At 75.0% G+C, this 13,902-nt stretch carries 12 protein-coding genes; 4 read left to right on the top strand and 8 right to left on the bottom strand.

Annotated features, from left to right (window positions below):
* Positions 1-2: 2 nt before the first annotated feature.
* Together ROT00_RS01365 and ROT00_RS01360 are read right to left on the bottom strand one after the other, a co-directional pair.
* Complete coding sequence (locus ROT00_RS01365) at positions 3-1,631, bottom strand: ABC transporter substrate-binding protein (protein ID WP_404771762.1); 1,629 nt, start codon at positions 1,629-1,631, stop codon at positions 3-5.
* An 85-nt stretch (positions 1,632-1,716) separates the two neighbouring features.
* Positions 1,717-2,808 carry an amidohydrolase family protein gene (locus ROT00_RS01360; protein ID WP_404771761.1) on the bottom strand — a complete coding sequence of 364 codons (1,092 nt, stop codon included), beginning with the start codon at positions 2,806-2,808 and terminating at the stop codon, positions 1,717-1,719.
* Between the two features lie 103 nt (positions 2,809-2,911).
* Between ROT00_RS01360 and ROT00_RS01355 the strand changes: the two genes are divergently transcribed.
* Genes ROT00_RS01355 through ROT00_RS01340 form a run of 4 tightly spaced genes read left to right on the top strand, consistent with a single transcriptional unit; the run spans position 2,912 to position 6,813 of the window.
* Positions 2,912-3,589 (top strand): FadR/GntR family transcriptional regulator, encoded by a 678-nt coding sequence (locus tag ROT00_RS01355; protein ID WP_404771759.1) that lies wholly within the window; start codon positions 2,912-2,914, stop codon positions 3,587-3,589.
* Entirely contained in the window at positions 3,582-4,799 is a 1,218-nt protein-coding gene (locus ROT00_RS01350) for an MFS transporter (RefSeq protein WP_404771757.1), read from the top strand. Before ROT00_RS01355 ends, ROT00_RS01350 begins: the two co-directional genes overlap by 8 nt.
* Complete coding sequence (locus tag ROT00_RS01345) at positions 4,796-6,025, top strand: amidohydrolase (RefSeq protein ID WP_404771756.1); 1,230 nt, start codon at positions 4,796-4,798, stop codon at positions 6,023-6,025. The genes ROT00_RS01350 and ROT00_RS01345 overlap by 4 nt, the downstream gene beginning before the upstream one ends.
* Positions 6,022-6,813, top strand: coding sequence for an ankyrin repeat domain-containing protein (locus tag ROT00_RS01340; RefSeq protein ID WP_404771754.1), 792 nt, complete (start codon positions 6,022-6,024; stop codon positions 6,811-6,813). Before ROT00_RS01345 ends, ROT00_RS01340 begins: the two co-directional genes overlap by 4 nt.
* Positions 6,814-6,902: 89 nt before the next feature.
* Here the strand turns inward: ROT00_RS01340 and ROT00_RS01335 are convergent, their stop codons facing one another.
* The 6 genes from ROT00_RS01335 to pdxR all read right to left on the bottom strand — a co-directional run bounded on the left by ROT00_RS01335 (position 6,903) and on the right by pdxR (position 13,842).
* On the bottom strand, positions 6,903-7,883 hold the full coding sequence (locus ROT00_RS01335; protein WP_404772139.1) for a cytochrome b/b6 domain-containing protein: 981 nt from the start codon (positions 7,881-7,883) through the stop codon (positions 6,903-6,905).
* An 88-nt stretch (positions 7,884-7,971) separates the two neighbouring features.
* Positions 7,972-8,556 carry a YdeI/OmpD-associated family protein gene (locus tag ROT00_RS01330; RefSeq protein WP_404771752.1) on the bottom strand — a complete coding sequence of 195 codons (585 nt, stop codon included), beginning with the start codon at positions 8,554-8,556 and terminating at the stop codon, positions 7,972-7,974.
* 90 nt (positions 8,557-8,646) lie between these two features.
* The gene (locus tag ROT00_RS01325) at positions 8,647-10,041 is read right to left on the bottom strand and encodes an MFS transporter (protein WP_404771750.1); all 1,395 of its coding nucleotides are present in this window, start codon (positions 10,039-10,041) and stop codon (positions 8,647-8,649) included.
* The gene (locus ROT00_RS01320; protein WP_404771748.1) at positions 10,038-11,012 is read right to left on the bottom strand and encodes a polysaccharide deacetylase family protein; all 975 of its coding nucleotides are present in this window, start codon (positions 11,010-11,012) and stop codon (positions 10,038-10,040) included. The genes ROT00_RS01325 and ROT00_RS01320 overlap by 4 nt, the downstream gene beginning before the upstream one ends.
* Positions 11,009-12,247: an ROK family transcriptional regulator gene (locus tag ROT00_RS01315; protein ID WP_404771747.1), complete on the bottom strand. Its 1,239-nt coding sequence runs from the start codon at positions 12,245-12,247 to the stop codon at positions 11,009-11,011. Before ROT00_RS01315 ends, ROT00_RS01320 begins: the two co-directional genes overlap by 4 nt.
* Before the next feature lie 131 nt (positions 12,248-12,378).
* Entirely contained in the window at positions 12,379-13,842 is a 1,464-nt protein-coding gene (gene pdxR, locus ROT00_RS01310) for a MocR-like pyridoxine biosynthesis transcription factor PdxR (RefSeq protein ID WP_404771745.1), read from the bottom strand.
* Between the last annotated feature and the right edge of the window lie 60 nt (positions 13,843-13,902).

Below are 13,902 nucleotides of genomic sequence, written 5' to 3'. Positions count from 1 at the left end.
GGCTACTCCGCCCCGCCGATCGTGGCCGCCCAGGGTGCGTAGAGGTAGGCGAAGGATGCCGTGGCGCCCGAGATGCGGTCGTTCTGCACGAGCGTCACCGGCTCGTAGGCGAGCGGGATCCACGGCAGCTGCTCGGTGATGATCCGCTGCGCCTCGATCACCTGCTCGGCCCGGGCGGCGTCGTCGGTCTCGGCGCGGGCCGCGAACAGCGGCTCGTCGGCGAGGTCCCAGCCGGTGTAGTTGTGGCTGTCGGTGCTCGCGAAGAACTGGTAGACGTCGAGCGCGTCGGCGAAGCTGCCGTAGTTCGTCGTGAAGAAGCCGTCGATGCCCGCGCGCGCGGCCGGGTCGAAGTAGAGGTTGCCGAACTGCTCGACGGGGATGACCTTCGTCTGGATGTCGAGGCCGATCGCCTGCCCCGCGGCCTGGATCACGTTCGCGGTCTGCTCGTGCACCGCGGAGCTGCCCTGGACGGCGAGGACGATCGGGGCGACCGTGCCGGCCTCGGCGACGAGCGCCTTCGCCTCGTCGAGGTCGGGATCGGCCGAGAACTCCTCGTACGCCGCCTCGAACGCGTCGCGCTCGTAGCCCCAGTAGTCCGGACCGGCGAGCGTCGTCGCGGGGATGCCGGCGCCCTGGAAGACGACCTTGGTGAGGGCGTCCCGGTCGATCGCGAGCGACAGGGCCCGGCGGATCCGTTCGTCGCCGAGTCCGCCGTCGAAGTTCGTCGTGGTCATCGTCCAGAACACGAGCGACTTGCCGTAGGTGGTGGTGACCTCGTCGCTGTGCTCCAGTTGGGTGAGTCCGGCGGGCGGCAGGTAGAAGAACTGCCCGTCGACGTCGCCGGTGCGCAGCGCGTTCACGGCGGTCGACTCGTCGGCGATGAAGCTGAACTCGAGCGCGGCGGCCTTCGGTACGAGCGCCGCGTCCCAGTAGGCCGGGTTCGCCGCGAGCTCGATGCTCTTGCCGGAGTTCCAGGCCGACAGCGAGAACGGTCCGGTGCACTGCAGCCCGCCGCTCGGGGTGCCGAACGCATCGCCCGCCGACTCGGCGGCCGCTTTCGAGACGATGGCGCCGGCGGCGGTGGCCATCGCCTGGGTGAAGAGGACGTCGGGCTGGCTGAGCGTCACCGTGACCTGGTTCGGCGCGGTCGCCTCGATCGAGGCGACGTTCTGGAAGTAGCTCGCGAAGTAGCTGGTGGTGGATTCGCCGGTCTGCCGCTGCAGCGAGTACACGACGTCCTCGGCGGTGAGCGGGGTGCCGTCCCAGAAGGCGACGCCGTCGCGGAGGGTGTAGACGATCGTCGTGTCGTCGGGCTGGTCGACGGCGGCGGCGAGGCCGGGTTCGGTCGTGAGGTCGGGCTTCATGCGCACGAGGCTGTCGCAGAGGTTCGCGACGACCGTGTTCTCGGCGTAGTTGAAGGTGTACATGGGGTCGAGCGACATGGGCTCGTACGGGAGGTTCCACTTCACGAGCTCGACGGGCCGCGTGCCCGGCTCGGTGGTGGTGGCCAGGTTCGAGAGGTCGACCGAGAGGCCGCCCTCCTCGGTGGCCGATTGCGCGGTGCAGCCGGTGAGGGCGATCGCGGCGGCCGCGATGGCGGCCGTGGCGAGGGTGGTGCGGCGTCGGGACACGAGAACTCCTTCGTCGGTGTGTCTGGGTCGGCGGGGTCGCGCCGAGGCGGCGCGGGTCGGTCGGCTGGGACGGGGCGGGCGCGGGTCAGCGTCCGGGGGCGGCCCGGCCGTCGCGGACGACGGCGATCGGGGCGGGGCGGTCGACGACCACCTGGGCGAGGGACTCGCCGGCGAACTCGAGCCGGGTGGCTGCCCCGGCCGCCACGGGCTCGGCGAGCTCGGGGATGCCGAGCAGCCGACCGCCGTGGACGGAGGCGGCACGGTAGCAGCGTTCGAGCGCGTCGTCGGTCATCGCACCGGTGCGGTAGGCGAACAGGTGGGCGCGGTCGACCATGCTGCCGGTACCGAAGGGCGTCCAGGCGTCGCGGACGCCGTCGGAGCCGAGGGCGTAGTCGACGCCGTGCTGCTCGAGCAGTGCCGGATCGAGCACCGGGTCGTCGCCGAGCGCGCAGCTCGTCACCCAGAGTCCGGCTTCGGCGACGCGGTCGAGGGTCTCGGCGCGACTCGGGAGCGTGGCGTCGGCGAGCGCGAAGGCGTGGCTCACCGTGACCCGTCCCTGCATGCCCGCCGCCGCGGTGCGCGCGGCGATCTCGCGGATCTGGGCGAGCCCGTCCTCGCCGCCGTCGTGGAGGTGGAGGTCGAGGTCTCGGCCGGCGCGCTCGGCGAGCCCGAAGACCGCGTCGAGATGCCCGGCGACGTCGCCCTCGAGGCCGAGCGGATCGATACCGCCGACGAGATCGGCGCCGGCGTCGAGCGAGGCCGCCATCGCCTCGAGGGTGCCCGGGTTCGTGAGCAGCCCGAACTGCGGGAACGCCACGATCTGCACCGTGAGCCAGGGGGCGAGCCGCTCGGCGGCGGCCCGGACGCCCTCGACGTTCCGGGTGCCGAGCTCGTGGGAGACGTCGACGTGCGCGCGCATCGCGAGCGTGCCGTTCGCGAGGGCGGTGCTGAGGAGGGCGTGCGCCCGCTCCTCGACGCTGCGGGTGTAGCTGCGCTGCGTCGCGAGGTCGTTCGCGATGAAGTCGGCGAGCGAGGCCGCCGGCTTCCGCGACATCCACGGGCCGCCCCAGCTCGACTTGTCCGGGTGGATGTGCGCATCCACGAGTCCCGGCGCGACGATCGTGCCGGGGGCCGGCGCGTCGCCTCGCCGCTCGTCTGCTGGGGTCGCTGCTGGCATCCGTCGAACTCCTTCGTTCCTGCCGAATCGCCGCGCGGCGGTCGCCCCGGCGATTTGTCAGATGTATGATAACCATACATTCGCGAAGAAAGAGAATGGAATCGTGGAACCCATCCAGCGCCGCTCGCTCGTCGACACGGTCGTCGACCGCCTGCACACCGAGATCACCTCCGGCTCCTGGCCGGTCGGCTCGCGCATCCCGACCGAGGCCGAGCTGACCGAACAGCTCGGCGTGAGCCGGCCCTCCGTGCGTGAGGCCGTGCGCTCGATCGTGCAGCTCGGCCTGCTCGAGACCCGCCAGGGCGACGGCACCTATGTCGTCGCCGACGACCCGACCGAGGTCGCGCTCCGGCGCACCATCGACGTGGCCGATGCTCGCGAGGTGCTCACCGTCCGGCGCGCCCTCGACGTGCTCGCCTCCCGCGAGGCGGCGACGAACCGCGACGACTCCGACCTCGCGAGCCTGCGCGAGGCGCTCGCCGGCCGCCGGGCGGCGATCCGCGCGCAGGACGCCGAGGCGTTCGCCGATCACGACGTCGCCTTCCACCTGGGAGTCGCCGGGGCCTCCCACAACCGGCTCCTCGTCGGGCTCTACGCGAGCTTCGACGCCTCGCTCCGCCACTCCGTCGCGCAGAACTCCTGCCTCTCGAACAACTCCGACCCGAACACCGCGGACCTGCACGAGGCCCTCTTCCACGCCATCGAACGAGGCGACGCGGATGCCGCGAGCGCCGCCGCCGTCGGCGTCCTCGACCAGAGCGAGCAGTCGCTCGATGGCTGAGCGGCGCGCCGGTCTCGGCGCTCCGCTCGCGGCCGGCGCCCTCGTCGTCGGCATCGGCCTCTCGGTCCGCTCGCCGATCACGAGCGTGTCCGCGCTCCTGCCCGAGCTCGAGCGCACGTTCCATCTCGGACCGAGCGGCGCCGCCTGGCTCAGCACCACCCCCGTTCTGCTCTTCGGCCTCGCGGCCCCGCTCGCGCCCCCGCTCGCGCGCCGGCTCGGAGCGGACCGGGCGGCAGCGCTCCTGCTCTGCGCCCTCGCGCTGGCGATGCTGCTGCGCCCCCTCGGAGCGGTGCCGCTCTTCGTCGGCACCGTCGTCGTCGGTGCGGCGATCTCGCTCCTCGGCATCCTGACCCCGCAGCTCGTGCGCACCCACCTCGGGCGGCGGCACGGGGTGTGGTCGGGCGTCTACACGGCGGCCTTCGGCGCGAGCGCCGCCCTCGGCGCCTCGCTCGCCGTCCCGGTGCTCGGCGCGCTCGGGGGCCGGGTCCCGCTGGCGCTCGGCGTCTGGGCCCTGCCGATCGTCGCCGCCGCCGTGCTCGCGTGCGCCGTCATGGCCCGGCTGGTCCGGGCGGCCGAGTCCGTGCCGGCGCCGGCTGCCGTCGTCGAGCACGAGGGCTCGATCCTCCGCGCCCCGCGGATGTGGTCGGTGACCGGCTTCTTCGCGAGCCAGGCGCTGATCTACTTCGCGCTCACCGCGTGGCTGCCGACCCTCGCCGTCGACCGCGGACTCGCCCCGGCGCAGGCGGGGCTCCTCCTCGCCTGGATGAGCATCGCCGGAATCCCCGCCGCACTCCTCGCCCCGACGATCGCCGCCGGCTTCCGCACCCAGACCGGCGTGATCGCCGTCGTCTCCGCCTGCTCCGCGCTCGGCCTCGCCGGGCTCGCGTTCGCCCCGATCGCGCTCGCACCGCTCTTCGTCGCCGTCCTCGGCATCGCGCAGAGCGCCGCGTTCGGGCTCGCCGTCGGGCTCATCGTCGCCCGGGCCCCGAGCACGGCGCGCACCTCCGCGTTCTCCGCGGTCGCGCAGGGCGTCGGCTACGCCGTCGCCGCCCTCGGTCCGCTCGCACTCGGCATCCTGTCGTCGGCCGGCGTGCCGTGGACCCCGATCCTCGCCGGGCTCGTCGCCGTCGCGGCCGCGCAGCTCGGCTTCGGCCTCGTCGCGGGCCGTCCACTCCCCCATCCCGCCCACCCCAGGAGGTCAGCTCCATGATGCTCACCGAGGTCCGCCCGTGGGGCGGCCCCACCGCCGACGTCGAGATCGAGAGCGGCCGCATCGCGGCGATCGCACCGCACGATCCTGCCCGGCCACCGGCGCCCGACGACGTCGCGGGCCGCGGACGGCTCCTGCTGCCGGCCTTCAGCGATGTGCACGTGCACCTCGACTCGACGCGGATCGGCCTGCCGTTCCGGCCGCACAGCGGCGGGCCCGGCGTGTGGGAGATGATGCTGAACGACCGCCGCAACTGGCGCGACGCCGAGGTGCCGCTCCCCGAGCGCGTCGCCGGCACCCTCGAGCGCATGATCGCCCACGGCACCACCCGGGTGCGCAGCTACGCGCAGGTCGACATCGACTGCCGGCTCGAACGGTTCGAGGCCGTGCAGGCGGCGGCGGAACGCTACCGCGACGCGGCCGAGGTGCGGATCATCGCCTTCCCCCAGGCCGGGCTCCTCCGCGAGCCAGGCTCGGTCGAACTCCTCGAGGAGGCGCTGCGCGCCGGTGCCGACGTCGTCGGCGGCATCGACCCGAGCCAGCTCGACCGCGACCCGGCGAGGCACCTCGACCTCGTGTTCGGACTGGCGGAGAAGTACCAGGTCGAGGTCGACATCCACCTGCACGAGCCCGGTGAGCTCGGCGTCTTCAGCACCGAGCTGGTGCTCGAGCGCACCCGCGCCCTCGGCATGCAGGGCAAGGTCACGCTCTCGCACGCCTACGAGCTCGGCGGCGTGTCCGAGGCGGTGACCCGGCGGCTCATCGAGGAGTTCGCGGAACTCGACGTCGCGATGGCGACCGTCGCCCCCTCCGCGCGGAACCAGCTGCCGCTGCTCGCCCTGTCCGAGGCGGGCGTGCGCGTGGGCCTCGGCGAGGACGGCCAGCGCGACTACTGGAGCCCGTACGGCAACTGCGACCTGCTCGACCGCACCTGGCAGCTCGCCTTCACGAACGGCTTCCGCCGCGACGAGCACATCGAGCACTGCCTCGCGATCGCCACCGCGGGCGGCGCGGCCGTCCTCGACGCCTCCGCGCCGCGCCTCGCGGGGATCGGCGACCGCCCAGGCGTGCGCGTCGGCGACCCGGCCGAGCTCGTCCTCGTCGACGGCGAGACGCCGACGAGCGCCGTGATGGACCGCGGTCGCGACCGGACGGTCCTCCACCGCGGCCGGGTCGTCGCCGACGGCTTGCGGCTCACCGACGCGTCGGGCGGAGCCGACGGATGACCCGGCGCGAGCGGCGTCCCGGCGCCGCGCCCACCGCTGCGGCCCGCGGCACGGCGGTCGGTCTCGCGCTCGCCGCCGCCGTCGCCCTCGCGGGCTGCGCATCCGCGGGCCCCACCGCCACGACTCCCCCGCCCACCGTCAGCGCACCACCGACCGAGGAGGCCACCCCGATGCCCGTCACGCCCACGATCCCGCCCGCCGAGGCGACCGCCCTGCTCGTCGCCGCCATCGCGACCGGTGGCCTCGCGGAGGTCCGGCACGCCCTCGAGCAGGGCGCCGACCCGAACGCCCGCGACGCCGACGGGCGCCCCGTCGTCGTCACCGCGACGCGCGCCGAGCGCGCCGACCTCGTCCAGGTGCTGCTCGAGGCCGGCGCCGACCCCGACGCGAAGGACGCCATCGAGGACTCCGCGTACCTCTACGCGGGCGCCGAGGGGCTGAGCGACATCCTGCGGCTGACCCTCGAGCACGGCGCCGACGTGACGAGCACCAACCGCTACAACGGCACGGCGCTCATCCCCGCGAGCGAGCACGCGCACGTCGAGACCGTCCGCATCCTGCTCGCGGCCGGCGTGCCCGTGAACCACGTGAACCGCCTCGGCTGGACCGCCCTGCACGAGGCGATCGTGCTCGGCACCGGCAGCGAAGACCACATCGAGACCGTGCGGCTCCTGCTCGCGGCCGGGGCCGATCCCGCCATCCCGGACGGCGACGGCGTGCTCCCGCGCCGGCTGGCCGAGCAGCGCGGCTTCACCGCGATCGTCGCGGAGATCGACGCGGCGTCCTGACCGGCCGCGCCGCCGTGCGCAGTCGCGCGGCGGCGCCGTCTTCGGCGCCGTGCTCGGTCGCGCGGCGGTGCCGGCCGCGCCGCCGGGGCTCAGTCGCGCGGCGGCGCCGGCTTCGGCGCGGGCGGCGGCGGCGGCATCCGGCGCACCTGGCCGAAGCGACCAGCGACCCCCGCGAGGACGAGCGGGCGGGCGAGCACCCAGGCGCCGATGAGCGCGAGCACCGAGACCGCGAAGATCGCGAAGCCGACCCAGTCGCTCGCGTCGCGCGAGGCGTACATGTGGTTGAGGTTGCGCAGCGCACCGGTCGCGAGCACGAGCACGACGTGCACGAAGGTGAACAGCAGGAGGAAGAGCATCACCGGGAAATGCAGGGCGCGCGCGAGCCGCTCCGGGAAGGCCCGCGCGAGCCGCCCCTGCATCGGCCAGACCGGCGAGAGGCGGAGCCCGGTCAGCACCGCGAGCGGGGCCGCGAGGAAGACGATCGCGAAGTAGGAGAGCACCTGCGCGTCGTTGTACGCGACCCAGGAGTTCTCCGCCGGCCAGTCGAGGGAGAGGTACTGCAGCACGACGGAGATCGAGTTGGGCACGACGTCCCAGCTGGTCGGCACGATGCGCAGCCACTGCCCCGTCGCGAACAGGAGCACGACGTAGACGACGCCGTTCAGCACCCAGAGCGCGTCGACCACGAGGTGCAGCCAGACCGAGATGCCGAGTCGGCGCGGTGCCCCCTTCGTGCGCGGCCAGCGCGAGTTGTCGCGGGTCCAGAAGGCGGGCGGTCGCGCCTTCGAACGGATGAGGAGGCCCGTGCGCACGAGCAGCACCAGGAAGAAGGCGTTGAAGAAGTGCTGCCAGCCGAGCCAGGCCGGGATGCCGACCGGCGCGCCCTCCGGCAGCGGGCTGTGCCCCGGGTAGCTCGCCACGAACGCCTCGACCTCGGGGAGCGTGCGCAGCCAGCGCGCGAGGAGCAGCGCGAGTCCGAGCAGCACGACCGCGCCGACGGCGACGATCGCGAGGCGCTTCGGCGAACGGAGATCGAGCGCGGAGCGCGGGGATGACGGCACGGTACTCAGCGTGCCGAAACTGCCGGGCGGGTGCAACTCGATCGCGTCACACGCCGCCGCGATGTCGCGGACCGGCCAGCCGTCGCCCGCGGCGCAGTCACTGCGGGTACGGCGTCTCTCCGCGGGCGAGCATGCCGACGAGCTTCTCGAGGCGGGTGCGCCGGCTCGTCTCGCTCGGCGCGGTCGCGATGCGGTGCAGCACCGCGTACCGGTTCGTGGCGTTCAGCCGGGCGAACAGCTCTGCGGCGGCCGGCTCCGCGTCGAGCGCCGCCTGGAGCTCCGGGGATACCTCGGCGGTCTTCGCACCGGAGTAGGCGCGGTCCCAGCGGCCGTCGGCCTTCGCCCGGGCGATCTCGGCCTCGCCCCGCGCACGCATCCGACCCGCTTCGACGAGCTCGCCGACGAGACCGATGTTGCGCTTCGACCAGAGCGACGCCCGACGGCGGGGGGTGAAGCGCTGCAGGAAGGTGGCCTCGTCGTAGCTGCGCTTCTGCCCGTCGATCCAGCCGCTGCAGAGCGCCTCGTCGAGGGCCTGCGCGTAGCTCAGCGAGGTGGGCTCGACCGTGCCCTTCTTCGCGAGCAGCAGCCACACGCCGTCGGACTCGTGCTCGTTCGCGTCGAGCCACGCCCGCCAGGCGGCGGCATCGGCGACGACGAACGGCTCGGGGATCTCTGCTGGCACGATCACACGATAGCGGCGCCCGCCGACGGACGGGCCGCTCCGGGCGGGCGCCGGCCCCGCTCGGACCGGCACCCGCCGATGCGGCCGGCGTCAGGCGAGGGGCGCGAGCGCGAGCGGTTCGACGTCGCGCCGCCGGATCGGGAAGGCGCGGAAGCAGAGCCAGGCGATCACGGCGAACACGAGCGGCACGACCGCGATCATGAGGCGGATGCCGCCGTCGACGGGCGCCGGCTGCGCGTCGCCGAGGGCGGCGTCGAAGCCGGTCGCGCCGAGCACCGCGGCCGCGACGACCGCCTGCACGACGACGGAGCCGCGCACGACGAAGCCGTTGACGCCGAAGTACACGCCCTCACGGCGGAGTCCGGTGCGGTTCGCGTCGTCGTCGATCACCTGGGCGAGCGCGACCTCGAGGATCTGAAGCAGGCCGCCGACCCCGACCCCGAGGAGGAGCGCGACGGCGGCGGCCGCGGGGATGCCGGGAGCGAACTGGAAGCCGACGGCCGCGAGGCCGAACACCGCGACCGACCAGAGCAGGGCGGTGCGCGGGCTCGTCCGGCGGGCCAGCCGGCTCCAGCCGAAGAGGGCGGGGATGGCCGCGAGGAAGACGGCGCCGAGCAGGATCGAGCCCGCCGCCTCCTCGGCGTGCAGGGAGTACCGGACGTAGAACGGGATGCCCGCGACGATGATCGCGATCGAGGTCTGGACGGCGAGCGAGCCGAGCACGTACGTCACGAAGGCGCGGTTCGCGAGGGTGTACCGCAGCTGCCCGCGCCAGTCGAGCACCGGTGCGGTGGCGGCATCCTGCTCCTCGCCCTGCGGCCGGCCGGACGCGCCGCGCCGCTCGACCATGCCGCCCGCGAACGACCAGGCGAGCAGCCCGAGGCAGACGAGCGCCATCGCGATCGCCATCCCCGGCCAGCCGATCGTGCCGTAGAGGAGCGGTGCGAGGGCGGTGCCGAGCACCATGCCGAGGATGCCGAAGAGCTGGCGCGGCACGTTGCCGCGGCTGCGCTCCGCCGTCGTCCGGAACAGCTCGGGGAAGAGCGCCGAGACGTTCAGCACGACGACCACGAAGGCGACGTCGTAGACGGCCACCACGACGAGGAACCACACGACGAGCCAGCCGGAGGGCAGCGCCGGGGGCATCCAGATGAGCGCGAACGCGACGACGAGCGGGACGATGCCGAGCCCGATCCAGGGCACCCGTCGCCCCCAGGCCGTGCGGCGGCGATCGGAGATCGCGCCGACGACGGGGTTCAGCGCGGCGTTCAGCACGGCGTGGGCGATCATCGCCCCGGCCACCCAGTCGGCGGGGACGCCGAGGTGGGCGACGTAGAAGTACACGGCGAAGGCCGCGAAGGTCTGCGCCATCAGCTGGGTCGGGAAGGCGGAGACGCCGAACGCGATCGACTGCCGCCGGCTCGGAGCGCCGTCGATGCGCCGGTCGCGGAGCCGGGCGAGGAGCCCGGCGCCTGCGGCGCTCATGCCGGCATCCGCTCGCCGCGCTGGATCGCCCGGAGCGCGCGCCAGCCGATCCGCACGACGCCCTCCTCGGCGAGGACTGAGGCGACCATCGGATCGCCGAGCAGCCGGTGCTCGTAGCCGCGCTTCGCCGCGGCGAAGTCGACGGTCGCGCGGAGCTCCTCCCCGTCGATCATCGGGTGCAGGTAGAGCTCGGTGACGCCCGGCGGCAGCGCCCGGAGCAGCCGCAGGTAGCCGTCGCGCACCTCCTCGTAGCGCTCCTCGTGATCGGTGCCCTCGTCGCGCAGCTCGAACGGGTGGGTCCAGAGCCGGTCGGGGACGACCACGCCGAGCGCATCCGCGGCGGCGACCGCGGCGGCGAGCGCATGGGCCCGCGCCGCGTCGAGGCCGAGGCCGTCGGGATGCCGCGGCAGCCGGAACGGCAGCCCGTGCCGGGCGGCGAGCTCGAGCACCGGGGCGAGGAAGTTCCGCCCCGTCTCGAGCCCGTAGACCGAGCCCATGTGGTTGTCGAGGTGCGTCACATCGACGCCCGCCGCGAGCGCCGCCGCGAGCTGCGCCGCGACCTCGGCGGCGACGTCGGCCTCGTCCGCGGTGCGTTCGACGGTGGCGACGTCGGAGGGGAAGAAGCCCTCGGCGTCGACGAGGCTCGTCGCGGTGCCGGTGAGCGGTCGCCAGCGGTAGCTGCGCCACTCGCTCGTGAGCACGAGGTGCACGCCGACGTCGAGCCCGGGTCGGTCGGCGGCGAAGGCGAGCGCCTCCGGCGACCAGCTGCACGGCACCATCACGGTCGCCGAATCGATGCCGCCGTCCTCCAGCCGCTCCGCGATGGCCGCGTTCGCGGGGTGGCACATGCCGAAATCGTCGGCGTTCACGATGAGCGCGCGCGTGCCCGGCGGCAGGCCGAGGCGGTCGAGGAGCCGCCCGGAGGCGTCCGGCGTGCTGAGGTCGGGGACGGGGTCGGTGCGGTCGCTCATTGCTGGCTGCCCTTCGGGTGGGGGTCGGTCCGCCGCGCCGCACGGGGGCCGGCGGTCGTGGCGGGTGCTGCGGCGGGGACGTGCGGGAAGAGCCGGGACCGGAGCTCGGCGGCGGCCTCGATCGCGGCCCCGGCGAGCGTAGGGTCGTCGAGCGCGACCGCGGTGGTCGCCTCGGCGTCGTCCGCGCCGGTGGGCGCGGGCGACGCCGCGCGGATCGGGATCGGGAGCCGGTCGGCGAAGGCCGTCGCGGCGCGGTCGACGGCGGCGAGGAACGCCGGGTGCGCGGCGAGGTCGGCGAGCACGATGGCCTCGGGGTCGAGCACGAGGCGGAGGGATGCCGCGACGAGCGCGAGCCGCCCGGCGAGCTCCTCGACGGCGGCGCGGGACGCCGGCTCCCCGCGTCCGGCGGCGTCGAGGACCGCGAGCGGGGCCGTCCCGGGGTCGATCCCGTGCGCCGCGAAGACCGCGGCGAGCTGCTCGCCTCCGAGCACTGGCGCGCCGAGCGGCACGCCCGGCTGCGGGAGGTAGGCGACCTCGCCCGCGCCGCCGCCGGCTCCGCGGTGCAGTGCGCCGCCGATGACGATGGCGGCGCCGAGCCCCGGGTCGAGGGAGAGCAGGGCGAAGCTCGCGTCCGGCTCGGCGCCCCGGGCGAGCTCGGTGAGGGCGGCGAGGTTCACGTCGTTCTCGAGCCGGAGCGGGGCCGAGACGAGCCGTGCGAGCGCGTCCCGGAGTGCGCCGTCGTCGGGGCCGGACTCGGTGCGGACGGTGCCGTCGCGGGCGACGATGCCGGGGACGCCGACGATCCCGGCGAGCAGCGGGATCTCGGGGCCGGCGGCCTCGCGGAGTCCGGCGAGCAGGCGGGCGAGCGCCCGGGCGGTCTCCTCGGGCCCGGCGAGCTCGGCGTGGGCGCGCTGCCTGACGGTGCCGCTCGCGTCCACGAGCGCCACCGCGACCCGATCCCTCGCGCAGTGGGCGGCGAGTGCGAGCCCGAGTCCGGGGTTCAGCGCGACGCGCTCGGCCGCGGGCCCGCGGGTGTCGCGGTCGTGTCCGGCGGGCACGAGCTCGCCGGAGGCGCGCAGCGCGCGCACGAGCTGCGTGACGGCGGTCCGCGAGAGTCCGGTGCGCTCCATCAGCTCGGTGCGGGAGCTCGGCCCGTGCTCGGCGAGCACCTCGAGCACGGCGCGGGCGTTGAGCGCGCGCAGCAGGCTCTGGGGGCCGGCGAGCGGTGGGGTCATGCGTCACCTCGATGGAACGGAGCTCCGGGGTGCCGCTCCGCCGCGCCCGTTCGGGTCGGACGGGGCGGGACGGCGTGCCCGCAGTATGACACAAAGTGTCATACTCGTCATCCCCTCCAACCGCGGACCACTCAGGACCGGCCGCCGAGCACCCCGGCGAGCACGGCGACCGCCCGCTCGAAGCGGGCCGGATGCTCCGCCGCGTAGTGCACGACGAGCCCGGGGCCGCCAGGACGGTGGCGCTGCGCGCCGAGCGGCTGCACGAGTACCCCGCGCTCCCGCGCCGCGGCCGCCACCGCGGCGTCGTCGGCTCCCGCCGGGAGCTCCAGCAGCAGGTGGAGCCCGGCCGCGACCCCGGTCACCCGGACGCCCGGCAGCTGCGCCCGTATCGCGGCGACGGCGGCGTCCCGGCGCTGCCGGTGCCGCGCGCGCATCCCGCGCAGGTGCCGTTCGAGCGCCCCCGAGTCGAGGAGCCGGGCGAACGCGAGCTGCGGCAGGGCCGGCGAGCCGAGGTCGCTCGCCCAGCGCCGCTCGACGATGCGGCCGAGGAGCCGTGACGGCGGCACCAGCCAGCCGAGGCGCAGCGCCGGCGCGAGCGTCTTCGACAGGCTGGAGGTGTAGGCCACGCGCTCGGGGGCGAGCGGCTGGAGCGCGCGCACCGGCCGCCGGTCGTAGCGGTACTCGGCGTCGTAGTCGTCCTCGATGACGAGCCGGCGCTCCCGTTCGGCCGCCCAGGCGAGGAGCTCGCGACGCCGCTCGGGCGCGAGCACGACGCCGCTCGGGTACTGGTGCGCCGGCGTCACCAGCACGACGTCGGCGTCCGTGCGGCGGAGCTCGTCGACGACGAGCCCGTCCTCGTCGACGGGGACCGGCTCGATCCGGGGCATCCAGTAGCCGAGGATGCGGCGATTGCCGGTGGCCCCCGGGTCCTCGAGCGCGACCGAGCGGTGCCCCTCCTCGAGCAGGGCATCGGCGAGGAGGGCGAGCGCGCCGGTGACGCCGGAGGTGATGACGATCGCACCGGGATCCGCCGCGACCCCGCGCGAGCGCGCGAGCCAGGCGGCGAGCGCCTCGCGGAGCGCGGGCGTGCCGGCCGGGTCCTGGTAGCCGAGGGTGCGGCGGGATGCCCCGTCGAGCACCTCCCGCTCCGCGCGCAGCCACGCCGCGCGCGGGAACGCCGAGAGATCGGGGAGGCCGGCCGCGAGGTCGATCGGCTCCGCTCCCGGTCGGACTGCCGGCCCGGGCGGGCCGGCGGATGCGGTCGCGCGCGTCGGAGCGGGAGTCCGGGCCGAGCGCACCGGTGGCGCCGCGTCGCGCGCCGCCCCCGATGATGCGGCAGCGGACGGCGCCACGACGGTGCCGACGCCGACGTGCGCGACCACGAGGGCTTCCTCGGCGAGCCGCCGGTACGCCTCGGCGACGGTGTTCCGGGCGAAGCCGAGCTCGCCGGCGAGCACGCGGCTCGCCGGCAGCCGCGCTCCCGCGGGGAGCGCTCCGCGCGCGATCGCCGCGCGCAGCTCGGCCGCGAGCCAATCGGCGCGGCGGCCGCGCGGCACCGCGGTCGAATCCAGCAGCAAGAATCCCTCACCCGGCATTGGCCCAATCTATTGCGCCCGGATGGCCCCTGTCGATGCAGCCACCTGGCAGGGCAGGCT

The sequence above is a fragment of the Agromyces mediolanus genome (assembly GCF_044917495.1).
Classification (GTDB): domain Bacteria; phylum Actinomycetota; class Actinomycetes; order Actinomycetales; family Microbacteriaceae; genus Agromyces; species Agromyces mediolanus_B.
Note: the sequence above shows the minus strand (reverse complement) of the source record. Positions and strands in the feature narration are given on the sequence as shown.